We start from the raw sequence: 26,278 nt of genomic DNA on the forward strand, positions 1-26,278 counted from the left end.
CCTTGGTAGAGTACGTAGTTTCCCTCGATAAGCTCGGCGTCCATGATGTGGAGCATGTGGGGGGCAAGAACGCATCCCTGGGCGAGATGATCAGTAACCTTGCCGGTGCCGGCGTGTCGGTGCCGGGCGGCTTTGCCACTACGGCTCAGGCGTACCGTGATTTTCTCGAGCAAAGCGGGCTGAACGACCGCATTCACGCCGCGCTCGACGCGCTGGATGTCGATGACATCAATGCCCTGACCAAGACCGGCGCGCAGATTCGCCAGTGGGTCATGGAGGCCGAGTTCCCGGCTCGACTGGATTCGGAAATCCGTACGGCCTTTGCCGAGATGGCCGCTGGCAACGACAACATGGCCGTCGCCGTGCGTTCCTCGGCCACCGCCGAAGACCTGCCGGATGCCTCTTTTGCCGGCCAGCAGGAAACCTTCCTCAACATCCGTGGCGTCGATAACGTGATCCGCGCGGCCAAGGAAGTGTTCGCCTCGCTGTTCAACGACCGCGCCATCGCCTACCGCGTGCACCAGGGCTTCGACCACAAGCTGGTGGCCCTGTCGGCCGGCGTACAGCGCATGGTCCGCTCCGAAACCGGCACCGCCGGCGTGATGTTCACCCTCGACACCGAGTCGGGTTTCCGCGATGTGGTGTTCATTACCGGTGCGTACGGCCTCGGCGAGACCGTGGTGCAGGGTGCGGTCAACCCTGACGAGTTCTACGTACACAAGAACACCCTGCAGGCCGGCCGCCCGGCCATCCTGCGCCGCAACCTGGGCAGCAAGGCGATCAAGATGATCTACGGCGACGAGGCCAAGGCCGGTCGCTCGGTCAAGACCGTCGAAGTCGACCGCGCCGAGCGTGCGCGCTTCTGCCTGACCGACGCCGAGGTCAGCGAGCTGGCCAAGCAGGCCATGATCATCGAGCAGCACTACCAGCGCCCGATGGACATCGAATGGGCCAAGGACGGTGACGACGGCAAGCTCTACATCGTGCAGGCCCGCCCGGAAACCGTGAAGAGCCGCGCCAGCGCCAACGTCATGGAGCGTTACCTGCTCAAGGAGAAGGGCACCGTACTGGTCGAAGGCCGCGCCATCGGCCAGCGCATCGGCGCCGGCAAGGTCCGCGTGATCAAGGACGTGTCCGAGATGGACAAGGTGCAGCCGGGCGACGTGCTGGTCTCGGACATGACCGACCCGGACTGGGAGCCGGTGATGAAGCGCGCCAGCGCCATCGTCACCAACCGCGGCGGGCGTACCTGCCACGCGGCGATCATCGCCCGCGAGCTGGGTATTCCGGCAGTGGTCGGTTGTGGCAACGCCACCCAACTGCTCAAGGATGGCCAGGGCGTGACCGTGTCCTGCGCCGAAGGCGATACCGGCTTCATTTTTGAAGGTGAGCTGGGCTTCGACGTCAAGCAGAACTCGGTCGATGCCATGCCCGACCTGCCGTTCAAGATCATGATGAACGTCGGTAACCCGGACCGCGCCTTCGATTTCGCCCAGTTGCCCAACGCCGGTGTCGGCCTGGCGCGCCTGGAGTTCATCATCAACCGCATGATCGGCGTGCACCCCAAGGCGCTGCTGAACTACGCCGGCCTGCCGCCGGAGCTCAAAGAAAGCGTCGACAAGCGCATCGCCGGCTACAACGACCCGGTCGGCTTCTATGTCGAGAAGCTGGTCGAGGGTATCAGCACCCTGGCTGCGGCCTTCTACCCGAAAAAAGTCATCGTGCGCCTGTCGGACTTCAAGTCCAACGAGTACGCCAACCTGATCGGCGGCAAATTGTACGAGCCGGAAGAAGAAAACCCGATGCTGGGTTTCCGCGGTGCTTCGCGCTATATCAGCGAGTCGTTCCGTGACTGCTTCGAGCTCGAATGCCGTGCACTGAAGCGCGTGCGTAACGAGATGGGCCTGACCAACGTCGAGATCATGGTGCCATTCGTGCGCACCTTGGGCGAAGCCAGCCAAGTGGTCGACCTGCTGGCCGAAAACGGCCTGGCCCGTGGCGACAATGGCCTGCGCGTGATCATGATGTGCGAGCTGCCGTCCAACGCCATCCTGGCTGAAGAGTTCCTTGAGTACTTCGACGGCTTCTCCATCGGTTCCAACGACCTGACCCAGCTGACCCTGGGTCTGGACCGCGACTCGGGGATCATCGCCCACCTGTTCGACGAGCGTAACCCGGCGGTGAAGAAGCTGTTGGCCAATGCCATTCAGGCATGCAACAAGGCTGGCAAGTACATCGGCATCTGCGGCCAGGGCCCGTCGGACCACCCAGACCTTGCCAAGTGGCTGATGGAGCAAGGCATCGAAAGCGTGTCGCTCAACCCGGACTCGGTACTCGAGACCTGGTTCTTCCTGGCCGAGGGCCAGGGCGCGGTCTGATAGATGAAATGCGGGGGCGCGTCTGGTGTGCCCTCGCCTGGTTTTTTCCAGGGCGAGTTCCAGTGATGGATCCCGCCCTTTTTTGTGCACCAAGCAACCTTATGCAAAGCAGCAGTGTTTTATTTCCCGTGGCCTTGCTCAGTGCCGAGCGCCGCGGCGACCTCAGCGAAGACGTCTACCGGATCAAGGCCGGCAACAGCCCTGATCCGAGCGTGGAACTGGCCTTGACCCGTCTGGGGCTAGCTGACCAGGACGGCGCCCAAGGCGTGCCGGTTATTCTCCTGCATGGCAGTTTCTCCAATCGGCGTTTCTGGTATTCGCCCAAGGGCATTGGCCTGGGGGCTTACCTTGCACGTGCGGGCTTCGATGTATGGATCCCGGAAATGCGTGGCCATGGGTTGTCGCCGCGCAATCACAAGTGGCGGCACAACCGGGTCGCTGACTATGCCCGCTATGACTTGCCGCTGATCGCGGCCTTCGTTGAAGAACAGTCCGGCACAGCACCCCACTGGATAGGCCATTCGCTTGGCGGTACCACCTTGGCGGCAGCGCTTGGCGGTGGTTTTCTGCATTCCGGGCAGGTCGCCAGTGCTGCGTTCTTCGGTACGCAGATCAGCCGGGTGTACTGGCCGTTGAAGGTACCGCCCGTGACCTGGGGCGCGAAGCTGCTACTCAAGCGTTGGGGGCAGATTTCCGGGTCGCGTTTCAAGCGCGGGCCTGAGGACGAACCGATAGGGCTGGCGCTGGAAAGCATGCGTTGGCACGGCCTGTTTGGCCGTTTTGGTGACAAGGACAGTGACTGGTGGGCGGGGCTTGCTCAGGTAGATGTGCCGGTGCTGGCAGTGGCTGGCGCGGGAGACTTCCAGGACCCAGTGTGGGCCTGTCGCAAGCTGTTCGATCAGATGGGTGGCGAGCGCAAGCAGTTCATCAGGTTGGGTCGCGAGGAAGGCTTCGAGGCGTTCGGGCATGTCGATATGCTGGTGAGCAAGGCGGCGCAGGCGCAGGTGTGGCCGTTGGTGCAACGCTGGTTGCGCCAGCCGTTGCTGCCGGTGCATGGGGCGGCCGTGGTTGCGGAGCCTGTCCCGGTCAGCTGATTTTCTGCCGGGTGTCGTGGCCCGCTTGGGTCACGACAGGCGAAATGCAGATGACCGAGCAGTCCCGGATGACTGCGACAGCCTCGCCGGTGTAGCCTTGGCAGACACCCGCTTTCGTTGTGACTGACAGGAGCTTCCCATGCAGCATTACGTAACGCCCGACCTGTGCGACGCCTACCCCGACCTGGTCCAGGTGCTGGAACCGATGTTCAGCAACTTCGGTGGCCGCGATTCATTTGGTGGCCAGATCGTTACCATCAAGTGCTTCGAGGACAACTCGCGGGTCAAAGAGCAGGTTGAGCTCGACGGCAAGGGCAAGGTTCTGGTGGTCGATGGCGGTGGTTCGCTGCGCTGTGCATTGCTCGGTGACATGCTTGCCGAAAAGGCTGCCAAAAACGGCTGGGAAGGCCTGGTGATCTATGGCTGCGTGCGTGACGTCGATGTGCTGATCCAGACCAGCGTCGGTGTGCAGGCATTGGCCAGCCATCCGATGAAGACCGACAAGCGCGGTATCGGCGACCTCAATGTGGCTGTGACCTTCGCCGGCGTGACGTTCCGCCCTGGTGAGTATGTGTATGCCGACAACAACGGCGTGATCGTCTCGCCAAGCCCGCTGGAAATGCCGCAGTGATGCGCCGCACGCGCTGATGGAGCTTTGATGTTCGAGGAAGACAACGCGCAGTGGGGGCTGGTGCACGCCCTGGTGCTCGATGGTAAAGGCGGCGCGCGCTCGATCCCCCGGACCGAGCTGGACGATCTGCAGTTGCAGCCACAGCAAAGCCTGTGGCTGCACTGGGATCGCAGTCATCCCCAAACCCGTACCTGGCTGCAGCAAGAGAGCGGCCTGAGTGAGTTCGCCTGCGACTTGCTGCTGGAGGAAAACACCCGTCCGCGCCTGTTGCCGCTGGCCGATGAGCAACTGCTGCTGTTCTTGCGAGGGGTGAATCTCAACCCGGGCGCCGAGCCTGAAGACATGGTATCGGTACGTATTTTTGCCCAGGCGCGGCGGGTCATCTCGCTGCGCTTGCGGCCTTTGCGCGCCAGTGACGAAATTCTCCGTCTGCTGGACGAGGGCAGGGGGCCAAGATCGGCGTCCGAGCTGCTACTGCTGATGGGCGAATTACTCACCGAAAAAGTTCAGGGTTTGGTCAACGATCTGTCGGAATTGGTCGACCTGGAGGAAGAAAAGGTTGAATCCGACGAACGGTACAGCCCTGAGCACGGCATCTTGCAACAGATTCGGCGCCGAGCCGCTGGCTTGCGGCGTTTTCTCGCCCCGCAGCGGGAAATCTATGCCCAGCTGTCCCGCAGCCGGTGGAGCTGGTTCGCCGATGCGGACGCTGACTACTGGAACGAGCTGAACAACAGCCTGATCCGCTACCTGGAGGAGCTGGAGCTGGCCCGTGAGCGGGCCGCGCTGGTACTGGAAAGCGAGGACCGGCGGCGCAGCGAGCGGATGAACCGGACCATGTACCGCTTTGGCATCATCACCTGCATTTTCCTGCCCATGAGCTTCGTCACCGGGTTGCTGGGGATCAATGTCGGCGGCATTCCGGGGGCGGAAAACCCATATGGCTTCCTGTTTGCCTGTATCGTCGTGCTCGGGCTGGCGGTGGGGCAGTGGTGGCTGTTTCGACGGTTGCGGTGGATTTGAATGCTTATTGGAATGTACCGGCGTAATCGCCGACAAGCCGGCCCCAACATGAGCCGATGTGTGACCCACCGCCCGCCGCTCTCGTCTCTGAGTGACATTGCGCGAGGTGCACATGCACGATCCGTTTGAACAATCCCTGCGTGACCTGCTCAACGCGTCGCCATCCGGTGAGGACCGGGACGACGCTGCGTGCCTGGGTCGCGTGTTGAAAACCGCCAACCGCCAGGTTGGCGCCGGTGACCTGTTCAGCCTGCTTGGCCGCTGGAGCCAGGCGCTGCTGATCGCCGTGAACAATGGCTCGGCGCATGTCGCGCCGGTGCGCCGTACTTCTGCCCGTAACGCTGCCGCTGGCAGCAAAGCTGATAAGGCCGATTGAATATGGAACTCGATCTCTGGACCCAGAGCCTGGTCACTGCCATGACCGCCCTATGGACCAAGGTGGCGAACTTCATCCCCAACCTGTTCGGCGCGCTGGTGGTGGTGCTGCTCGGTTTCGTGGTGGCCAAGCTGCTCGATACGTTGTTGTCCAAGCTGCTGGCCAAGTTTGGTCTGGATCGCCTTATGGCCGGTACCGGTCTGACCAAAATGCTCAGCCGTGGTGGCATTCAGGTGCCGATCTCGACCTTGATCGGCAAGATCGTCTACTGGTTCGTACTGCTGATTTTCCTGGTTTCTGCCGCCGAATCGCTTGGCCTCGAACGCGTCTCCGCAACCCTCGACATGCTTGCCCTATACCTGCCCAAGGTGTTTGGCGCAGCTTTGGTGTTGCTGGTTGGCGTGCTGCTGGCGCAAGTAGCCAACGGCCTGGTGCGTGGTGCTGCCGAAGGCATCGGCCTGGAGTACTCCGCAGGTCTTGGGCGCATTACCCAAGGCCTGGTGATCATCATCAGCATTTCGGTGGCGATCAGCCAGCTTGAGGTCAAGACCGACCTGCTCAACCACGTTATCGTGATCGGGCTGATTACCGTTGGTCTGGCCGTTGCGCTTGCGATGGGGCTTGGCAGTCGCGAAATCGCCGGGCAGATTCTGGCTGGTATCTATGTGCGTGAGCTTTACCAGGTCGGCCAGCAGGTGCGGATTGGAGAGGTCGAGGGGCAGATCGAGGAGATCGGCACGGTAAAGACGACGTTGCTGACCGATGATGGCGAACTGGTGTCGTTGTCTAATCGAGTATTGCTCGAGCAACGCGTCAATAGCCGCTAATTGTCCAAAAGCTGTTAATGTATGCCGCCGCAGAAATCCGCCCACGTGGCCGAGCGGCGACATTGACCTGACTGTCGGCCAGATTCGTTTTGAATAAAGTTCATTCGCCGCCCATGCGTTACGACCCGCGCGAGCTCACCGACGAGGAGTTGGTGGCGCGTTCGCATGAGGAGCTGTATCACGTTACCCGCGCCTATGAAGAGCTCATGCGGCGCTACCAGCGGACCCTGTTCAACGTGTGCGCGCGTTATCTGGGGAACGACCGGGATGCTGACGATGTCTGTCAGGAGGTGATGCTCAAGGTGCTTTACGGTCTGAAGAACTTCGAGGGTAAATCCAAGTTCAAGACCTGGCTCTACAGCATTACCTATAACGAGTGCATTACCCAGTACCGCAAGGAGCGCCGCAAACGTCGGTTGATGGATGCCTTGAGTCTTGACCCTGTTGAAGAGGCGTCTGAAGACAAGGCACCCAAACCCGAAGAAAAGGGTGGCCTGGACAAGTGGCTGGTGTATGTGAACCCGATCGACCGGGAAATTCTGGTGCTGCGATTTGTTGCGGAACTGGAATTTCAGGAGATCGCGGATATCATGCACATGGGTCTGAGCGCAACGAAAATGCGCTACAAGCGCGCGCTGGACAAGCTTAGAGAGAAATTTGCAGGTTTGGATGAAACTTAGCCCCTTGCGAATATCTCTAACGAATCGGCGAGTTCTGCTAGACTTGCCGTCGAGTTGTCCGCCGGATTTTGGTGGGACTGCTTAACTATCACCAGATGGGGATTTAACGGATGAAATTGAAAAACACCTTGGGCTTGGCCATTGGCTCGCTCGTAGCAGCTACTTCGTTCGGCGTTCTGGCACAAGGCCAAGGCGCTGTCGAGATCGAAGGCAACGTCACCAAGCAGTACTACGACAGCGAGCGTAACTTCAAGAACGACGGCACCAATCCTGGTGTTCGCCTCGGTTACTTCCTGACCGACGACGTCTCCCTGGACCTGGGCTACAACGAGACCCACAACGCTCGTGGCGAAGTCTTCAACAAAGACATCAAAGGTTCCAAAGCCAAGCTCGACGCTACCTACCACTTCGGTACCGTAGGCGACGCGCTGCGTCCGTACGTTTCCGCTGGTTTCGCTCACGAGAGCCTGGGCCAGGCCACTCGTAGCGGCCGTGACCACTCCACCTTCGCCAACGTTGGCGCTGGCGCCAAGTGGTACATCACCGACATGTTCTTCGCCCGTGCCGGCGTTGAAGCCATGTACAACATCGACAACGGCAACACCGAGTGGGGCCCGACCGTTGGTGTGGGTCTGAACTTCGGTGGCAGCGGTGGCAAAGTTGCCCCTGCTCCTGCTCCAGTTGCTGAAGTCTGCTCCGACAGCGACAACGATGGCGTTTGCGACAACGTCGACAAGTGCCCAGACACCCCGGCCAACGTTACCGTTGACGCTGATGGCTGCCCGGCTGTTGCCGAAGTCGTTCGCGTTGAGCTGGACGTCAAGTTCGACTTCGACAAGTCGGTCGTCAAGCCTAACAGCTACGGCGACATCAAGAACCTGGCTGACTTCATGAAGCAGTACCCACAGACCACCACCGTGGTTGAAGGTCACACTGACTCCGTGGGCCCAGACGCTTACAACCAGAAGCTGTCCGAGCGTCGTGCCAACGCCGTGAAGGAAGTGCTGACCCAGCAGTACGGTGTTGAGTCGACTCGTGTTGACTCGGTTGGCTACGGCGAAACCCGTCCGGTTGCCGACAACGCCACCGAAGACGGCCGTGCTGTCAACCGTCGCGTTGAAGCTCAGGTAGAAGCCCAAGCCAAGTAATTGGTTGAAGCTTGACTGAAAAACCCGGCCTCGGCCGGGTTTTTCGTGTCTGGAGCATGTAGTTTCCAGGCAAGGTCTTTAAGCCGATGAACACCGCATCATCCGGCTGCCGCCATCCGCTGATGGGCCTCCAGGTTCCCTGCCACCTCGCCAATCACCAGGATTGCCGGGCTGCGCAAGCCGAACGCCCGCGCATCCTCCAGCATCCCCCGCAAGTCGCTGCGGCACTCGCGCTGCCCAGGCAGTGACGCATTCTCGATCATCGCTACCGGCATCCCCGGCGCCATGCCGCCGTCCAGCAAGCCCTGGCGAATCTGCTCCAGCCTCGCCACCCCCATGTACACCACCAGGGTCGTGCCACCCTGTGCCAGCGCCGTCCAGTTCAGCTCGCTGTCATCCTGGGTGTGCGCGGTCACCAGTGTCACGCCACGGCTGATCCCGCGTGAGGTAAGCGAAATGCCACACTGGGTCGCGCCTGCCAGGCCTGCAGTAATACCGTTTACCACTTCCACCTCGATGCCATGCCCTTGCAGCCACAAGGCCTCCTCGCCGCCACGTCCAAAAATGCACGGGTCGCCGCCTTTGAGCCGCACAACGCAGCGGCCCTGCCGCGCATGGCGCAGCATCAGGCGCTGAATGAACGCCTGGGGCGTGGAGCGGCAGCCACCCCGTTTGCCCACGGCGATCACCCGTGCCTTCGGGCAGTGTTCCAGCACGGCCGGGTTGACCAGGTCGTCGATCATCACTACATGGGCCTGTTGCAGCGCACGTACCGCCTTGAGGGTGAGCAGTTCAGGGTCACCGGGGCCGGCACCGACCAGCCAGACTTTCGCATTCATCAGGGTTTCCTCATCGGCAAGGCGTGCTCAGCCCTTGAACAGGCTGAACAGCAGTATCAGGTTGAGCAGCAGGGACAGCAGGGCCAGGGTGCGCCAGACCTTCAGTGGCTCCCGTTCAAGCAGTGGGCGTGGATGGCTGTTGAGCGCCTGGCGGTCACCACGTTCGAGCAGCAGCAACCAGTGTTCAGCGGTTTCGAAGCGCTGCGCCGGGTCCGTGGCCACGGCTTGCTGCAGGTTGTGCTGCAGCCATTCCGGCAAGTCGGGGCGATAACGCGCGGCATTGACCGGTTGGCCAAAGCGCGGGCGCTGGAAAGCTTCGACCTCGCCATAGGGGTAATGCCCGGTCAACAGGTGGTAGAGCGTCACACCCACTGCGTAGAGGTCTTGGCGCGGGCTCGGTGGCTGGCCTTCGAAGGCTTCCGGGGCGATGTACGAAGGCGTGCCTGGCAGCTCGTGGCGCGGGTCCTCGGACAGCCCTGGGCAGTACGCCAGGCCGAAGTCCAGCAGGCGCAGTTGGCCGTCTTCGCCCAGGTGCAGATTGTCGGGCTTGATGTCACGGTGCAGCAGGTTGCGTCGGTGCAGCACACCAACGGCCTGCAGTAACTGGCGGGCCACTTCCAGCCATTGGGCCAGCGGCAACGGGCCCTGCTCGGCTAGCTGCGCGGCCAGGGTTCGGCCGCTGTGCTCGCGCATCACGTAATACAGGTGCTGGCGCTGACTGGCGGCGTGCAGTTCGGGGAAATGGCGGCCGGCTACGCGGCGCAGGAACCATTCCTCAAGCAACAGCGCCTGGGCAGCACCCGGCTCTTGTTCGCGTTCCGCGGGCAAGGTTTTCAGTAGCCACGGCTGGCCCTGGCTGTCGCGAACGCGGTACAACAGCGATTGGCGGCTTTGTGCCAGGCGCGCCTCGATCTGCCAGCCATCAATTGCCTGGCCTTCGCGCAGTTCGCGGGGTAAGGGCCATTGCTGCAGTTGAACCAGGGTATCGCCAAGGTTGGCCGTGCCCACGCGCTCGACCCGTACCAGCAGGGCGCTGGCATTGTCCTGGCTGCCATTGTGGTGGGCGCTGGCGACCAGTGTATCGGCGGCCAGTTGCAGATCGGGCTGCTCGCGCAGCACGGCCTGGATGTGCTGGTCACCCAGGCTGGCCCAGACTCCGTCACTGAGCAACAGATAGCACTCGCCGGGCTGCAGCTCACCGTCCAGGTAGTCCACCAGCAGGTGTTGGTCCAGGCCCAGTGCGCGTTTGAGCACGTGCTGCATGCCGGGTTGGTCCCACACATGGTCTTCACTCAGGCACTGCAGGCGGCCGTCATGCCAGCGATAGGCGCGGCAGTCGCCGACGTGTGCCAAGGTGAAGCGGCGCCCGCGCAGCACCAGCGCGCTGAGCGTGGTCAGGAGCGGCTGGCTGCCCTGAGCGCGCAGCCAGCGGTTTTGTGCCGACAGCAGGCGGTCCAGTGCCTGCGCCACGCCCCAGGTGGCGGGGGTGGCGTAATAATCCATGGCCAAGGCCTGCAAGCTGGCACGTGCGGCAAGGCCGCCGTCAGCACATTGGCTGACGCCGTCGGCAAGGGCGAACAGGTAACCCTTGCTGGCGGCAAGCTCCGGCGCCGGGGTGACCAGGCGCAAGGCGTCTTGGTTCTCCTCGCGCGGCCCCGTGGCGCTGGCCTGGGCGAAACTCAGTTGCAGGCTCATCGGTTCGCCTCAGACCCGCGCTGCGGTGACCGCTGCAGAACCCCAGGTGGTGCGCCAGCGCTGCTTGACCCCGAGCAGTCCGAACCAGGCCAGCAGGCCCAGGCTGGCAAACAGCCACAGGCCCATCTGGTAGTCACCGGTGTGCTGCTTGATGGTGCCGAGCCCGGCTGCCAGCAGGAAGCCGCCGATGCCGCCGGCCATGCCGATCAGTCCGGTCATCACGCCGATCTCCTGGCGGAAGCGTTGGGGGACCAGCTGGAACACCGCGCCGTTACCCGCGCCCAGGCCGAGCATGGCGCTGACGAACAACGCCAGGGCCGCTGTGGCGCTGGGCAGGTTGAAGCCGACGGCAGCAATGCAGATGGCGGCCACGCTGTACATGCCAAGCAGGGTGCGGATGCCGCCGAATCGGTCGGCCAGGGCGCCGCCCAGCGGGCGCATCAGGCTGCCGGCGAATACGCAGGCGGCGGTGTAGTAGCCTGCCGTGATCGGGCTGAGGCCGTACTGGTCGCTGAAATAGCCGGGCAGGGCGCTCGCCAGGCCGATGAAGCCGCCGAAGGTGACGCTGTAGAAGAACATGAACCACCAGCTGTCGCGATCACCCAGCGCCTTGAGGTAGTCGGCCATGGCCTTTGGCTTGGGCCGTTGTGGTGCATTGCGCGCGAGCAGGGCGAACACCACGACCGTCACCAGCAGCGGGATCACGGCGAAACCGAACACATTGTTCCAGCCAAAGCCTGCGGCCAGCAGCGGGGCCAGCAACGCTGCGAAGACGGTGCCGGAGTTGCCCGCGCCAGCGATGCCCATCGCCTTGCCCTGGTGTTGCGGCGGGTACCATTGCGAGGCCAGCGGCAGCGACACGGCGAACGAGGCGCCAGCAACGCCGAGGAATACACCGAGCAGCAGGGCTTGCTCGTAGGTGTGCACGCCCAGGTACCAGGCACAGGCCAGGGCGACAATGACGATGACCTGGCCGATCAACCCGGCGGTTTTCGGTGAAAGGCGGTCGACCAGCAGGCCCATGGCAAAACGCAGCACGGCACCGGCGAGGATGGGTGTTGCGACCATCAGGCCCCGTTGCTGTGCACTCAATTGCAGGTCGGCGGCGATCTGTACGGCCAGCGGGCCGAGCAGGTACCACACCATGAAGCTCAGGTCGAAATACAGGAACGCAGCGAACAGCGTGGGCACATGCCCGGATTTCCAGAAGCTGGTACTCATCGAACACCTCACTGGGCAATGCAACGGAAACGAAAAGACGCCGCTACCCGGTCCACTGGCATGGAGGGGTGAGCGACGTCTTTGTCGGGGTTTGTGGGCAACCGCCGTTGGCTACCGGTGCGATATCTTCAGCAAGAGCTGGGCCAACATTGTACGGCCGCCTGCTTACCCCAGCATCTCGTGCATGGCGATGATCTGCTCTGCCACCTGGATCAGCTTCTGCTGGCGGCTCATGGCCTGCCGGCGCATCAGGGTGTAAGCCTGTTCTTCGTTGCAGTCTTTCATTTTCATCAGCAGACCCTTGGCCTGCTCGATGCGCTTGCGTTCGGCCAGTTGCTGGTCGCGGGCCAGCAGCTGGGCCCTGAGCGCCTGATCGCTCTCGAAGCGGGCCATGGCCACGTCCAGGATTGGCTGCAAGCGGGCGGCGTGGATGCCCTCGACGATGTACGCGCTGACCCCGGCCTGGATCGCCTGGCGCATCACCCCCGGGTCATGCTCGTCGGTGAACAGCACAATCGGCCGCGGCTGGTCGCGGCTCACCATTACTACCTGTTCCATCACGTCGCGGTCGGGTGAATCGGTATCGATCAACACCACGTCCGGGCGCACCATTTCGACGCAGGCGGGCAGGTCGATGGTCAGGTCTGGCGCCTCGATCACCTCGAAGCCGGCTTCGCGCAGTGCAGCCTTGAGGCGGCCGAGCTTGTTCTGGGTATCGTCGATCAGCAGGATGCGCAGCATGTTGGTGACCCTCACAGACCGATACGGGCATCGGGCGTATCGCCCAAGGCGTGCAGGCTGAAGCTGCGGGCATAGCCGTATGGGTCGCTGCCATCCCAGCGGATACCGTCGATCAGCAGGCTGCTGCGCATGGGCGTGCCAGGGCAAGCCACGCCCAGGGCATCGGCGGCTTGCTGGTAAAGCGCCAACTGCTGGACCTGGCGCGCCACGCCGAGGTAGTCGGGATCATCGCGCAGCAGCCCCCAGCGACGGAACTGGGTCATGAACCACATGCCGTCGGACAGGTAAGGCACATTGGCCCGCCCCTGATCGAACAGGCGCAGGGCATGATGGTCCTGCCAGTGGTTGCCAAGGCCGTCGTGATACACCCCGAGCAGCCGCGGTTCGACGTTTTCAATGGGCGTGTCCAGGTAGGCGCTGCCGCTGAGCAGTTGCGCGGTGCCGTGGCGATTTTCCCGGCTTTGTTCGATGAAGCGGCTGGCGGCGAGGATCGCTTTGATCAGCGCCCGGGCGCTGTTTGGGTACTGCTCGGCAAAGGTGCGGGCGCAGGCCAGGACTTTTTCCGGGTGGTCGGGCCAGATCGACTGGCTGGTGGCCAAGGTAAAGCCCTGGCCCTGGGCCACGGCGGCGCCAGCCCAGGGTTCGCCGACGCAGAAGCCATCGATCCGGCCTGCCTGGATGTGCGCCATCATCTGCGCCGGTGGCACTACCACGCTATTGACGTCGTGAAGGGGGTGAATGCCTTGGCTCGCCAGCCAGTAATACAGCCACATGGCATGGGTGCCAGTGGGGAATGTCTGGGCGAAGGTCAGTTTTGCACCCTGCTGGTGCACTTGGCGCGCTAGTGCTTCAGGTGTGGTCACGCCCTTGCGCTGAAGTGCGGGGGAGAGGTTGATGGCCTGGGCATTCTGGTTCAGCCCCATGAGCACCGCCATGTCGCTGGCCGGCACCCCGCCGATGCCCAGGTGCACGGCATAGACCAGGCCATAGAGGCAATGAGCGGCATCCAGTTCACCGCTGGCCAGTTTGTCGCGTAGGCCGGCCCATGAGCCCTGGCGTTTGAGGTTGAGGGTAAGGCCGTGTTGCTGGGCGAAGCCCTGGGTGGCCGCTACCACAACCGAAGCACAATCGGTCAGGGCCATGAAACCGATATCGAGGCTGGGCTTTTCTGGCGCATCGCTGCCGTTGACCCATGCCAGGGGTGATGTATTCACGTAGATCCTCGCCTGTACTGAATAGGCTGTGTGCAGGCGATGTAGCAACGCATGTGCCAAGGCGCTGTCATGCCGGCCGTACGCTGGCTATAATCGCAACCTCACTCACCCCGAGCCTTGCCCGCCCATGTATACCCTGGCCCGCCAGCTGCTGTTCAAGCTTTCCCCGGAAACCTCCCATGACCTGTCCCTGGACCTGATCGGCGCCGGTGGCCGCCTCGGGCTCAACGGCGTGCTGTGCAAGCAGCCGGCGGCATTGCCGGTGTCGGTGATGGGCTTGAACTTCGCCAACCCGGTCGGCCTGGCGGCAGGCCTGGACAAGAATGGCGCGGCCATCGATGGCTTTGCCCAGCTGGGTTTCGGTTTTGTCGAGATCGGCACCGTGACCCCGCGAGCGCAGCCGGGCAACCCGAAGCCGCGCTTGTTCCGCCTGCCAGAGGCCACTGCAATCATCAACCGCATGGGCTTCAACAACCTGGGCGTCGATCACCTGCTCGAGCGGGTACGCGCCGCGCGTTATGACGGTGTGCTGGGTATCAACATTGGCAAGAACTTCGACACCCCGGTAGAGCGCGCGGTCGACGATTACCTGATCTGCCTGAACAAGGTCTATGGCCACGCCAGCTACATCACCGTGAACATCAGCTCGCCCAATACCCCAGGCCTTCGCAGCCTGCAGTTCGGCGATTCGCTCAAGCAGCTGCTCGATGCCCTGGCCGAGCGCCGCGAGCAGCTGGCCGGCGAGCATGGCAAGCGTGTGCCGCTGGCGATCAAGATCGCGCCGGACATGAGTGATGAAGAAACTGCGCTGGTGGCGGCAACGCTGATGGAATCGGGCATGGATGCGGTGATCGCCACCAACACCACCATGGGCCGTGAAGGTGTGGAAAACCTGCCGTATGGGGGTGAGGCGGGCGGCCTTTCCGGTGCGCCGGTACTGGAAAAGAGCACCCATATCGTCAAGGTGCTGTCGGCCGAGCTGGGCGGTAAGATGCCGATTATTGCTGCAGGTGGCATCACCGAAGGCCGGCATGCCGCAGAGAAGATTGCCGCTGGCGCGAGCCTGGTGCAGATCTACTCAGGCTTCATCTATAGAGGGCCGGCGCTGATCCGTGAAGCAGTGGATGCGATCGCCGCAATGCCGCGGGCATGATCACGCAGGCATAAAAAAGGGCCCCGAAGGGGCCCCTGGGCCTTAGCCCGCCGCCCGGATGGGGCGTGCATGGTGACTCGAATTCAGTGTCCTCGTTCAGCCAACGGCGTGATTTTCGTTGAGTCTATGGATGCCAGCGGTGCCAGTCATTCCGTCCCAGTTATCACCGCGACCTTCACGCCAGCCGTTAATCCAGGCTTGGCGAACAGAAGGAAGATTGAAGGGGCAAAGTTCGCGGGATTTGCCGGTGACCCCATATTGGTAGCCACGTGAATATGCTCTTTCCAACGGATCACGCTTAAGTCTTCTCATAGGGTGTTGCCCTCACTTGTTGACTGTAATGTCCCGTCGGCCTCTCCGAGGCCGGGCAGAGTCTTTCTGCCGGTTTGCGCCCGCTGCCGGCGTGGCGGGCTGAAAGTGCCACTTCGTTGCGAAGCGGCCTAAGACCAGTTCTAACGAATGCGAGTCACCGAGGGAATGATCGATTTGTCATAAGCACGTAACGTTTCCAAGGGTGAAGGGATAAGTAAATAAATGCGACTCAACCTTGTTTGGCGTTGAGCCCGCTATGATCGGGGTTTGCTGAACCTTGACGTCATTTCGCCAGCGTTACGCTGCGATGAAAGAAATATTTGGTAATGCGACGAAGGGTCACATCGACCCTGAAGACGACAGAAATTTTTTGTACTGCCTGATGATCTAAGCTGTCTCTGCCACTGGCGAGAGCGGATCGATCAGGCGGCCCGGCCCATAAGCTGCAGCATATAGCGCAGACGAAGGCCACTCGGACGCTTGCTGGAAGGGCGTTCGGGCAAACATCGGCGGGGCGATGCGTCGCTTCGTCACTCAAATAGCCCAAGGCTCTGGAATACACATGTCGGACCGTTTCGAACTTTATCTCACCTGCCCCAAAGGCCTTGAAGGCCTGCTTGCCGAAGAGGCCAAGGGCCTCGGCCTGGACGATGTGCGCGAGCACACCTCGGCCATCCGCGGCGCGGCCGACATGGAAACCGCCTACCGCCTGTGCCTCTGGTCGCGTCTGGCCAACCGCGTGCTGCTGGTGCTCAAGCGCTTCAACATGAAAAATGCCGACGACCTTTACGATGGCGTGAACGCTGTCGACTGGGCTGATCACCTGGCGGCCGACGGTACCCTGGCGGTCGAGTTCAGCGGCCATGGCTCGGGCATCGACAACACCCACTTTGGCGCGCTGAAGGTCAAGGATGCCATCGTCGACAAACTGCGCAATCGTGAAGGTCTGCGCCCATCGGTAGAAAAAGTTGACCCGGACGTGCGTGTTCACCTGCGTCTGGACCGGGGCGAGGCGATTCTTTCACTCGACCTCTCCGGCCACAGCCTGCACCAGCGCGGCTATCGCCTGCAGCAAGGTGCTGCACCGCTCAAGGAAAACCTGGCGGCGGCGGTGTTGATCCGTGCCGGCTGGCCACGTATCGCCGCCGAGGGTGGCGCCCTGGCCGACCCGATGTGCGGTGTAGGCACCTTCCTGGTCGAAGCGGCGATGATCGCCGCCGATATGGCACCTAACCTCAAGCGCGAGCGCTGGGGCTTCAGCGCCTGGCTTGGCCATGTGCCGGCCACCTGGCGCAAGGTTCACGAAGAGGCTCAGGCCCGTGCACAGGCCGGCCTGGCCAAGCCGCCGCTGTGGATTCGCGGCTACGAGGCAGACCCGCGGCTGATCCAGCCGGGGCGCAACAACGTCGAACGCGCGGGCTTGAGTGAATGGGTCAAGATCTATCAGGGAGAAGTCGCCAGCTTCGAACCGCGCCCTGATCAGAACCAGAAGGGTCTGGTCATCAGTAACCCGCCCTACGGCGAGCGCCTGGGTGACGAAGCCAGCTTGCTGTACCTCTACCAGAACCTCGGCGAGCGCCTGCGCCAGGCGTGCATGGGCTGGGAAGCCGCAGTGTTCACCGGTGCGCCGGAGCTGGGCAAGCGCATGGGCATCCGTAGCCACAAGCAATATGCGTTCTGGAACGGCGCGCTGCCGTGCAAGCTGCTGCTGTTCAAGATTCAGCCTGACCAGTTCGTCACCGGCGAACGTCGCGAGGCCCAGGCCGATAGCGGCGATACCCACCGACCGCTGCCGGTAGCCAGTGAGCCTGCACGCCTGTCTGAAGGCGCTCAGATGTTCGCCAACCGCCTGCAGAAGAACCTCAAGCAACTGGGCAAGTGGGCCCGCAAGGAGCAGATCGACTGCTACCGCGTATACGATGCCGACATGCCTGAATATGCCTTGGCGGTCGACCTCTATCAGGATTGGGTACACGTACAGGAATACGCCGCACCGCGCTCGATCGACCCGGAAAAGGCCCAGGCGCGCCTGATCGATGCCTTGTCGGCGATCCCCCAGGCGCTGGGCGTCGACCCGCAGCGCGTGGTGCTCAAGCGCCGCGAGCGGCAGAGCGGCACCCGCCAGTACGAGCGCCAAGCCACCGAAGGGCGCTTCCAGGAGGTCAGCGAAGGTGGCGTCAGGCTGCTGGTGAACCTCACCGACTACCTCGACACCGGCCTGTTCCTCGACCACCGCCCGATGCGCATGCGCATCCAGCGCGAGGCCGCTGGCAAACGCTTCCTCAACCTGTTCTGCTACACCGCCACGGCCAGCGTGCATGCCGCCAAGGGCGGTGCGCGCAGCACCACCAGCGTCGACCTGTCCAAGACCTACCTGGACTGGGCGCGGCGTAACCTGTCGCTGAACGGCTTCTCCGAGCGCAATCGCCTGGAGCAGGGTGATGTCATGGCCTGGCTGGAAGCCAATCGCGACACTTACGACCTGATCTTCATCGACCCTCCAACCTTCTCCAACTCCAAACGTATGGAAGGTGTGTTCGACGTGCAGCGTGACCATGTGCAACTGCTCGACCTGGCCATGGCGCGTCTTGCGCCCGGTGGTGTGCTGTACTTCTCCAACAACTTCCGCAAGTTCCAGCTCGACGAGCATCTGGCTGCACGCTACGTGGTTGAGGAAATCACTGCGCAGACACTGGACCCGGACTTCGCCCGCAACAACCGCATCCACCGTGCCTGGCGCCTGCAACTGCGCTAATGCGACAGGCGACATTGCATCGCTAATGGCCAATAGCTATAACACAGCACAGGGGCATGATTTTCGCAGGACGCTGACGTGACGAGACCGATCTATGTCGAAGTATGGCGTGCGTGCGAAGGTGGTGGGCCTGTGCAGCGAGGCGATGGCTGCTTGGGCAGTGGCGTTGGTGGCGTTGGTGGCCGGCAGCTTGCTGTCGATTGCCCTGGCGCTGGCCACGCATGCGTTTTACAAGCAGCAACTGCGCCAGCGCTTCGAGCTGCTGGCCAGCGAGCGCTATAGCCGTATCGCCGAGCGCTTCGATGACCAGGAGCAGCGCCTGGACAGCTTGCGGCGCTTTTTCAACTTTTCCAATGACATCACCCCACGCGAATTCGACGGCTACGCCCGCCCCCTGCTGCGTCGCACCCAGGCTTACTCATGGGCACCGCGGGTCGAAGGCGCTCAGCGGCGTGACTTCGAGCGCCAGGCCAGTGCCGCCTTGGGGCAGGCCTACCTGATCCGTGACCTGGACGAGCGGGGTAATTGGCATCCGGCGCCGCCGCGTGATCACTACTTCCCCGTGCTTTACACCCAGGCCACCCAGATGCAGGGGCAACCCTACGGGCTGGACCTGCGCGGCCAGGCGGTACGTGACCAGACCCTGATGCGTGCCTTGGAGCCCGGCAGCATGGCAGTGTCGGCGCCGATTGACATGATCAGTGTGGCGCCCGGCTACGCCCGCGGGTTGTTGATGGTGGCGCCGGTGTTCTACACCGCGCAGGCTGATAGCCCCTCAGGGTATGTCATGGCGCTGCTGAACCTGCGGCAACTGATCACCGACGGCCTGCCGGCAATTGCCGAGGACAACCTGGTGGTACGGATCGTCGACCCAAGTGGGCGCGATGGCCATGAACTGTTGTTCGACTCGCAGAACCCGGCCGCGCCGTTGGCGTTGGTCACCACGCAGCTGTTACATCTGGCCGACCATCATTTCCAGCTTGATATCCGCCCAAGCCAGGTGTTCATGCAGGGCAACCGCTCCTCAGCGGCGCTGGCGGTGGGCTTGCTCGGTGGCCTGCTGAGCCTGTTGCTCAGTGCCTTGCTGTACAGCCTGTTCGGCCAGCGGCAACGTGCGCTCAAGTTGGTAGAGCAGCGCACCGCTGAGTTGCGCGTCAGTGAGCAGTCGTTGCGCGAGACGCATAATCAGCTGCGCAGTGTGCTCGATGCCGCTACCCAGGTCGCTATCATCGCGACCAGCCTGAAGGGTGTGGTCAGCACCTTCAATGCCGGTGCCGAACGCATGCTTGGCTACGCGGCCAGCGACGCGGTCGGGAAACTGCAACTGGAACACCTGGTCCTGCCCGAGGAGCTCAGCCTGCGCGCCCATGCCCTGAGCCTGCGCTACGGGCGTCACATTGACGGTGGCCAGGCGATGTTCGCCGAGACCCTGCAGGAGGGCAGCGCGCAGCCAGGCGAGTGGACCTTGGTGCGCAAGGACGGCAGCCAGCTGTTGGCCAACATGCTGGTGACCGCAGTGCTCGACGAACAGGGGCTATGGGTGGGTTACCTGGCAATTTGCATTGATGTCACCGAGCAGCGTCGCGTGCATGAGGCGCTGGCAATGCGTGATCGGCTGCTGGAGAAGCTCAGTGCCGAGGTGCCGGGCGGCATTTATCAGTATCGCCTCGACGCCAACGGCCATTCCTGTTTCCCCTATGCCAGCCAGGGGCTGTTCGATATCTACGAGATCGACTTGCAGTTGCTGCATGAGGACGCCACGGTGGTGTTCGAGCGTATTCATCCCGATGACCTGGAGCGTGTGCGACGCTCCGTGCACCACTCGGCCGAACACTTGTCTCCTTGGCGTGAAGAGTACCGTGTGTGCCTGCCCAAATCCGGGCTGCGCTGGGTGCGCGGGGAGGCGACGCCAGAGGTTGGTGAAGACGGTTGCACGCTCTGGCATGGTTACCTGACCGACATTTCCGACCTCAAGGGCGTGGAGGAGGATTTGCGTACGCTGTCGGTGACCGATGCCCTGACCGGTATCCACAACCGCCGCTACTTCCAGGAGCGGTTGAAGGCCGAATTGGACCGCGCCCAGCGTGATGATCAGGAACTGGCAGTGATCATGCTCGACATCGATCACTTCAAGAGGATCAACGACCAGTACGGCCATGCCGTAGGGGATCATGTATTGCGCAGCCTCTGCCAGCGTATCGGCCAGCGTCTGCGGCGTACGGACGTATTCTGCCGGCTTGGTGGGGAGGAGTTCATGGTGCTTTGCCCTGGGAGCAATGCTGAACAGGCGCGGCTCCTGGCGATGGAACTATGGCAAGGGGTGCGCAATTTGCCTGTCGACGGGGTTGGCAAAGTGACTGCAAGTTTTGGCGTGGCCGGATGGCGGCCGGGGGAGGGGGCCGATGCCTTGCTGCTGCGGGCTGATGCCGGCGTCTATGCGGCCAAGCAGGCAGGCAGGGACCGTGTCGAGGCAGAGTTGAACTGAGCGGGCAGTACGGGCCTCATCGCCGGCTTGCCGGCGATGAAGTCGGTATTTGCCCAAGTCAGATCATGGGTTGACGCCTACCGTCCGGTTAGCGGCTTTGGGCTGGCGATACAGGTCCAGCAGTACCTGGTCGAGTACCTGCGATGCCCCCCAGGGTTTCGGGTCGTTGAGAATCGCCGCCACTGCCCAGGTATTGCCGTTGCTGTCACGGCTGAAGCCGGCAATGGCGCGTACGGTATTCAGGGTGCCGGTCTTGATGTGGCCTTCACCGGCCAAGGCGGTACGCTTGAGGCGCTTGCGCATGGTGCCGTCCATGCCCACCAACGGCATTGAACTGATGAATTCGGCGGAGTAGGGGCTATTCCACGCCGCCTGCAGCAGTGCGGCCATTTCGCGCGTGCTTACCCGTTCAGCGCGCGACAGGCCAGAGCCGTTTTCCATCACCAGGTGGGGCGCGGTGATACCTTTCTTGGCCATCCACTGGCGAACCACGCGCTGGGCTGCGCGGGCATCGTCGCCATCGGCGTCGGTACGGAACTGTGCGCCAAGGCTCAGGAACAGCTGTTGGGCCATCGTGTTGTTGCTGTATTTATTGATGTCACGGATCACCTCCACCAGGTCGGGCGAGAAGGCCCGTGCCAGCAGCCGAGCGCCCTTGGGCACGTTCTCGATGCGGTCACGGCCCTGGATGCTGCCCCCCAGTTCGTTCCAGATCGCGCGCACGGCACCGGCGGCGTAGGTTGGGTGATCGAGCAGCGCGAGGTAGGTTTGCGAGTTGCAGCCATCGCCCAGCTGGCCGCTGACCACAACATTCATACCATCGGCTTGAGGCACCGGGTTGTAGCGTACATCGCCAGTGCATTTTCTGGAGGCAACTGCCTTGACCTGATTGTCGATGCGAATGCTCGCAATGGGTGGCTCGACGGCGACGGTCACCTTGCCGCCGTCGTTGCGGGCGACGAAGCGCAGAGCCTTGAGGTTGACCAGCAAGGAGTCGGGCTTGACCAGGAAGGGCTTGTTCACGTCACCGCCGTCATCATTGAAATGAGGCAGGTTGGGCTGTACGAAGTGGCTGCGGTCCAGCACCAGGTCGCCGGTAATGGTGCGAACGCCGTTGGCGCGCAGGTCACGCATCAATAGCCACAGCTTCTCCATGTTCAGCTTAGGGTCACCGCCGCCCTTGAGGTACAGGTTGCCGTTGAGCACTCCGTTGCTCAGCGTGCCATCAGTGTAGAACTCGGTCTTCCACTGGAAAGTCGGGCCGAGCAGCTCGAGGGCTGCATAGGTGGTGACCAGCTTCATGGTCGAGGCCGGATTGACCGACACATCGGCGTTGAACACGGTCGGCGTGCCAGGGCCATTGAGCGGCAGCATCACCAGCGACAGTGCTGTGTCCTGCAGTTTGCTGGCTTTGAGCGCCTGCTGAACCTTGGGTGGCAGCGTGGTGTTGACAGCTGCGGCATGGCCGGGCATGGCGAACGGCAGGAGCATGCCGGCGAGAACGAGGGGGCGGAGCGATTTGATCATATGAGATTCATACCCTGCGGACGAGGGAAAAAGACATAGGGGCTGTATGAGATGATCGCCCCTCTACGAAATATAGTGCGCATTATGCCCCAAGCGCATCGCTCATGCGCCACGTTCGACGGAAAAGCGCCGTTGTACTGCGGAAACTGTTAAAGTGCCGCGCGTTATTACTCAAGAGGATTGTTTCATGGCTACCAACCGTTCCCGTCGTCTGCGCAAGAAACTGTGCGTTGATGAATTCCAGGAGCTGGGTTTCGAATTGAACCTGGGTTTCAAGGAAGACCTGTCCGACGAAGCCATCGATGCCTTCCTCGACGCCTTCCTGGCAGAAGCCATGGACGCCAACGGCCTGGACTACGTCGGTGGTGATGATTTCGGCCTGGTTTGCCTGGCAGAGCGTGGCTCGGTCAGCGAAGAGCAACGTGCCACTGTCGAAGCCTGGCTCAAAGGCCGTAGCGAACTGACCTCCATCGAAGTCAGCCCGCTGCTGGACGCCTGGTATCCGGAAAAGCCGATCAACCCGGCTTCCTGATGCATGGCTGAAGCGGCGCCCGCTCGGGCGCCCGCTTCATCGAGGCTTGGTCAGTTCTCTGGCCAAGGCTTTCTCTACGCGGCGCATGTGCCGTGCCAAAGCCTGTCGCCGCTGTTTCAGCTGTGATGCGGGCAACCCGCTTTGTTCCAGGGCCTCACAGGCCGCCATTAAGTGCTGCGCCTCCAGCATCCGCGCCGCGCTGAGGATCTTGTGTGCCTGCTCGCCGACGGCCTCGGGTTCGACTTCAGGGTCCAGGCCCATGAGCGTTGCCAGGTCCTGCTGTAGGCTCAACAGCAAGGCCTCGAGAAACAGTTCACGGTCATTGGGGTTATCGCCAACGATACTGTGCAGGCCTTTGAGATCGAACGGCCTCTCTGTTGCGGCCGGCTCCCGCTGGGGAGCGATATTCGCCAAGCGTTGGCTCAGTGTGCGCAGGCTGATGGGTTTGAGCAGGCAGTCGTCCATACCGACACTGAGGCATTTTTGCCTGACTTCGGGCTGGGCGTTGGCGGTATAGCCCAGGATCACGCAGGGAGGACGCCCGTTCTGGCGTTCTTCGGCGCGCACGGCGGCGGCGAGTTGATAGCCGTTCATATGCGGCATGTTGCAATCGAGGACGATCACGTCGAATTGCCCTTCACGCCATTTTTCCAGGCCTTCGCGGCCATCGCTGGCAGTGGCCTGGCTCAGGCCCAGGTACCCCAGCTGTTGGGCCATCAGCATCAGGTTGGCCGGGTGGTCGTCGATCACCAGCACCTTCAGCCGGGCATCGGGTGCATCCATGTCATCTGCTTCCAGCACCTGCGGCGGCAGTGCGTCGACACGTTGCAGCGGTACGCTGAAGCGAACCTGCGTGCCGAAATCCGGCACGCTCTTGATGCTCAGGCTTGCGCCCATCATTTCGCACAGGCTACGGCAGATGGCCAGGCCCAGGCCCGTGCCGGCGCGAGCGCCCTGGCTATGTGGGTTGGCCTGAACGAATGGGTTGAAAAGGCGTTGCAAGTCATCGTCATGAATGCCAATGCCGGTGTCACGCACCTCCAGCTCCAGGCTCGGGGGTGCTGACGGGGCTTCTTCACGCAGGCACAGGCTGATGCGCACTTGGCCCTGCCCGGTGAACTTGATGGCATTGCTGATCAGGTTGGACAGGATCTGCTTGAAGCGTAGTGGGTCGAGCAGGACGTGGCAGCGGGCACTGGGGGCGATGACGACGTCGAAGGCCAGGCCTTTTTGCCGTGCCTGGCCATCGAACACGCGACTCACCGATTCGACCAGCGCCGCAAGGTCGACGGGCTCGGGTGCAAGGGACAGGTGGCCGGACTCGATACGCACGATATCCAGGATGTCACCGATCAGGCCCAACAGGTCCTTGGCCGAATGGTGGGCGACCTCCAGGGAGGTGCGATCGATCTGCCCTTGATGGGCACGCTTGACCGCCAGTTCGAGCATGCCGATGACCGCGTTCATTGGGGTGCGAATCTCGTGGCTGATGGTAGCCAGGAAGGTACTCTTGGCGCGGTTGGCATCATCAGCCAGTTGCTTGGCCTCGCGCAGCTCCTGCACCAGCTTGCGCCGCTCGCTGATGTCGATCCAGCCACCGATGATGCCCTGGACTTCACCGAGTGAATCCCGGTACGGCAGTATCCAGTGGTAGATCGTGATTTCGCGATCCTTGAGCCGCAAGGGGCGGTCGATGATGAGCGGAACTCCGGCGGCCATCACCTGCAGATAGTCGGCATGGATCTGGCGGGTACTTTCCGAACCAGCGAACAGACTGTCTTCCAGGCGCCTGCCTATGACCTCGTCGAGGGTCGCCTGCACCGCTTCCAGATAACTGGCATTGCAGCTTTGCAGGCAGCCCGCCCTGTCCCGCACATACATCGGGTGCGGGGTGCCGTTGAGCAGTGCGCCCATGAACTCCAGCTGATCGTTCAGGGCGCGTTCGGCGTGCTGGCGCTGTTTGATCTGGCGGCGCAACCGGGCGTTCCACAGCAGCGCCCCCAGCAGGAGCAAAGCGGTCCCCAGCAACACTTTCATGGCAAGGCGCCTGAAACCCAGCCAATTGCTGTCATCATGCTGGCTGTAGCCACTCCAGCGGTTGTTGATCACCCCCAGTTCTTCCGGCGAAATGCTCAGCAACGCCTTGTCCAGAATCGATGCCAACTCTGTTGCCTGCGCGGAGGAGGCCATGGCGAAGCTCGCAGGATCGGTACCGACCGTGCTGCGGATGACCAGTTTGGCGTTACCTGCCACGGCATGATTGGCATCGATCAAGGTCGTGATGACGGCATCGACTGCGCCACTGCTCAACAGTGCCATGGAATAGTAGGGGCTCTCGGTCTCGATCCAGCCGGTCTGCGGGTACCGGGTTGCCAGCAGTTCGGACATCTCGCTGTAGCGGGTAATGGCGATGCGGCGGCCCTGCAATTGTTCCAGTGAGGTGTACTGGGGCGTTTCGGTGCGCGTCACCAGCACATAGGTGCTTTCCAGGTAAGGTCGGCTGAGGTGCAAGTGCTCCTCGTTCATGTCATCCACGGCAAGTGCTGCGATCATGTTCACGCGCCCGTCCTCAAGTCGGGCGATCATCTCGGCGATGCCGTTGGTACGCTGCACTTCGAAGCGCAGCCCTGTACGCAGGCGGATCAGGTCCAGCAGGTCGGCGGTGATCCCGCGGAAATGGCCATTGCCGTCGAAATAGGACAGCGGTGCGGCCGTCTCGTCGATGGCCACCTGCATCACAGGATGGCGGCGCAACCACTGCTCCTCTTCGGTCGTGAGCTGTAGCTTACGGTCGCTCAGCAGCAGGTCGCTGCCGGCACTCCAGCGTTTGAAGATGCTCGCGCGCACGGCGGCTGGCTGGCGGTCCAGGGCCAGGTTCACCAGATCCTTGAGATGGGTATCTTGCGCGCGCATTGCAAAACTGAAACCGACGCTTTCATGTTTGCCGAAGCTCGCCATGCGCAGGCGCGGCAGATGACCGCGATTGAGCTGATAGTGAGTGGAGATGGTATCGCCGATGAACACGTCAGCCTGCCCGAACGCTACGGCATTGAGGGCTTGGGAAGACGAACCGAAGGCCAGCAGTTCGGCTTGGGGATATACAGTGCTGACTTCTTCTCGTGGCAGATAGTGATACAACATGCCCAGGCGCATGCCGTCCATGCCGCGGTTGAGCGTGCGGCTTTCGTCTTCGCGGGTCACCAGCACCGGCTGGTCGACGGCATAAGGGTGCGAAAGCGCCAGGCCATCGCTCGCTGCTTCGTAGCCATTGGCGCTGCCAAGCAAGTCGATATCCCCTTTCTTGAGCGCCTCTACTGCGGCTTGCCGGCTGGGATAGCGCAACACCCGAATCGGCACTTGCAGTACCTTGCCGATCAGGCTGGCATATTCGGCGGTGAGGCCCTGATAGTCGCGCCCGCCACTGGTTATGTCGAAGGGCGGATAGTCCGGTGCTGACGTGCCCAGCTTCAGGTATTGGCGGCCCATCAGCCATTCCCTCTGTTGCGCGTTCAGTTGCGGGGTTACCGGTGAGGCAGAGGAGCGGGCAAGAAGGGAATACGGTACCGCCTCAAGCTGAGAAGCCTGCGCTGCGCAGCAGGCCAATGGCAGTGCAAGGGCCAGCCAGGCAATGAGTCGCGCCATTTGAC

The 26,278-nt window shown here is 62.4% G+C and carries 20 protein-coding genes; 12 read left to right on the top strand and 8 right to left on the bottom strand.

What is annotated here, in order from left to right; translation table 11 throughout:
• Window positions 1-2: 2 nt before the first annotated feature.
• The 8 genes from ppsA (at window position 3) to JET17_RS08200 (ending at window position 8,157) form a co-directional block, all read left to right on the top strand.
• Window positions 3-2,378, top strand: coding sequence for a phosphoenolpyruvate synthase (gene ppsA, locus JET17_RS08165; RefSeq protein WP_012313508.1), 2,376 nt, complete (start codon window positions 3-5; stop codon window positions 2,376-2,378).
• A gap of 101 nt (window positions 2,379-2,479) precedes the next feature.
• A complete protein-coding gene (locus JET17_RS08170) occupies window positions 2,480-3,472 on the top strand; it encodes an alpha/beta fold hydrolase (RefSeq protein ID WP_233100420.1) in 993 nt (330 codons plus the stop codon).
• Between the two features lie 139 nt (window positions 3,473-3,611).
• Complete coding sequence (gene rraA, locus JET17_RS08175; RefSeq protein WP_012313510.1) at window positions 3,612-4,103, top strand: ribonuclease E activity regulator RraA; 492 nt, start codon at window positions 3,612-3,614, stop codon at window positions 4,101-4,103.
• Between the two features lie 27 nt (window positions 4,104-4,130).
• Complete coding sequence (locus JET17_RS08180) at window positions 4,131-5,126, top strand: zinc transporter ZntB (RefSeq protein WP_012313511.1); 996 nt, start codon at window positions 4,131-4,133, stop codon at window positions 5,124-5,126.
• Window positions 5,127-5,238: 112 nt separating this feature from the next.
• Window positions 5,239-5,502 (top strand): hypothetical protein, encoded by a 264-nt coding sequence (locus JET17_RS08185; protein ID WP_012313512.1) that lies wholly within the window; start codon window positions 5,239-5,241, stop codon window positions 5,500-5,502.
• A 2-nt stretch (window positions 5,503-5,504) separates the two neighbouring features.
• Entirely contained in the window at window positions 5,505-6,329 is an 825-nt protein-coding gene (locus JET17_RS08190; protein ID WP_012313513.1) for a mechanosensitive ion channel family protein, read from the top strand.
• A 113-nt stretch (window positions 6,330-6,442) separates the two neighbouring features.
• The gene (sigX, locus tag JET17_RS08195) at window positions 6,443-7,009 is read left to right on the top strand and encodes an RNA polymerase sigma factor SigX (RefSeq protein WP_012313514.1); all 567 of its coding nucleotides are present in this window, start codon (window positions 6,443-6,445) and stop codon (window positions 7,007-7,009) included.
• A 110-nt stretch (window positions 7,010-7,119) separates the two neighbouring features.
• Entirely contained in the window at window positions 7,120-8,157 is a 1,038-nt protein-coding gene (locus JET17_RS08200; protein ID WP_012313515.1) for an OmpA family protein, read from the top strand.
• A gap of 98 nt (window positions 8,158-8,255) precedes the next feature.
• Here JET17_RS08200 and cobA read toward each other — a convergent pair whose 3' ends face one another.
• The 5 genes from cobA to JET17_RS08225 form a co-directional block, all read right to left on the bottom strand.
• Complete coding sequence (cobA, locus tag JET17_RS08205; protein ID WP_012313516.1) at window positions 8,256-8,996, bottom strand: uroporphyrinogen-III C-methyltransferase; 741 nt, start codon at window positions 8,994-8,996, stop codon at window positions 8,256-8,258.
• 27 nt (window positions 8,997-9,023) lie between these two features.
• The gene (locus tag JET17_RS08210; RefSeq protein ID WP_012313517.1) at window positions 9,024-10,691 is read right to left on the bottom strand and encodes a bifunctional protein-serine/threonine kinase/phosphatase; all 1,668 of its coding nucleotides are present in this window, start codon (window positions 10,689-10,691) and stop codon (window positions 9,024-9,026) included.
• A gap of 9 nt (window positions 10,692-10,700) precedes the next feature.
• On the bottom strand, window positions 10,701-11,912 hold the full coding sequence (locus JET17_RS08215) for a nitrate/nitrite transporter (RefSeq protein ID WP_012313518.1): 1,212 nt from the start codon (window positions 11,910-11,912) through the stop codon (window positions 10,701-10,703).
• A gap of 165 nt (window positions 11,913-12,077) precedes the next feature.
• Window positions 12,078-12,653, bottom strand: a complete 576-nt coding sequence (locus JET17_RS08220; RefSeq protein WP_012313519.1) for an ANTAR domain-containing response regulator — start codon at window positions 12,651-12,653, stop codon at window positions 12,078-12,080.
• Window positions 12,654-12,664: 11 nt separating this feature from the next.
• Entirely contained in the window at window positions 12,665-13,867 is a 1,203-nt protein-coding gene (locus JET17_RS08225; RefSeq protein WP_012313520.1) for a CmpA/NrtA family ABC transporter substrate-binding protein, read from the bottom strand.
• A gap of 127 nt (window positions 13,868-13,994) precedes the next feature.
• Between JET17_RS08225 and JET17_RS08230 the strand changes: the two genes are divergently transcribed.
• Window positions 13,995-15,020, top strand: a complete 1,026-nt coding sequence (locus JET17_RS08230) for a quinone-dependent dihydroorotate dehydrogenase (protein ID WP_012313521.1) — start codon at window positions 13,995-13,997, stop codon at window positions 15,018-15,020.
• Between the two features lie 96 nt (window positions 15,021-15,116).
• Here the strand turns inward: JET17_RS08230 and rmf are convergent, their stop codons facing one another.
• A complete protein-coding gene (rmf, locus tag JET17_RS08235; RefSeq protein WP_003248687.1) occupies window positions 15,117-15,332 on the bottom strand; it encodes a ribosome modulation factor in 216 nt (71 codons plus the stop codon).
• 562 nt (window positions 15,333-15,894) lie between these two features.
• Here rmf and rlmKL point away from each other — a divergent pair.
• Complete coding sequence (gene rlmKL / locus JET17_RS08240; protein ID WP_012313522.1) at window positions 15,895-18,087, top strand: bifunctional 23S rRNA (guanine(2069)-N(7))-methyltransferase RlmK/23S rRNA (guanine(2445)-N(2))-methyltransferase RlmL; 2,193 nt, start codon at window positions 15,895-15,897, stop codon at window positions 18,085-18,087.
• Between the two features lie 94 nt (window positions 18,088-18,181).
• Window positions 18,182-20,572, top strand: a complete 2,391-nt coding sequence (locus JET17_RS08245; protein ID WP_012313523.1) for a diguanylate cyclase — start codon at window positions 18,182-18,184, stop codon at window positions 20,570-20,572.
• 63 nt (window positions 20,573-20,635) lie between these two features.
• On the opposite strand, the gene dacB is transcribed toward JET17_RS08245, so the two are convergent.
• Complete coding sequence (gene dacB, locus JET17_RS08250; protein ID WP_012313524.1) at window positions 20,636-22,099, bottom strand: D-alanyl-D-alanine carboxypeptidase/D-alanyl-D-alanine-endopeptidase; 1,464 nt, start codon at window positions 22,097-22,099, stop codon at window positions 20,636-20,638.
• A 187-nt stretch (window positions 22,100-22,286) separates the two neighbouring features.
• On the opposite strand from dacB, the gene JET17_RS08255 reads away from it, so the two are divergent.
• Window positions 22,287-22,631 carry a YggL family protein gene (locus JET17_RS08255; protein ID WP_012313525.1) on the top strand — a complete coding sequence of 115 codons (345 nt, stop codon included), beginning with the start codon at window positions 22,287-22,289 and terminating at the stop codon, window positions 22,629-22,631.
• Window positions 22,632-22,667: 36 nt separating this feature from the next.
• Here JET17_RS08255 and JET17_RS08260 read toward each other — a convergent pair whose 3' ends face one another.
• Window positions 22,668-26,273, bottom strand: a complete 3,606-nt coding sequence (locus tag JET17_RS08260; protein ID WP_012313526.1) for a transporter substrate-binding domain-containing protein — start codon at window positions 26,271-26,273, stop codon at window positions 22,668-22,670.
• Window positions 26,274-26,278: the final 5 nt, after the last annotated feature.

This window comes from Pseudomonas putida (assembly GCF_016406145.1).
Taxonomy (GTDB): Bacteria; Pseudomonadota; Gammaproteobacteria; order Pseudomonadales; family Pseudomonadaceae; genus Aquipseudomonas; species Aquipseudomonas putida_E.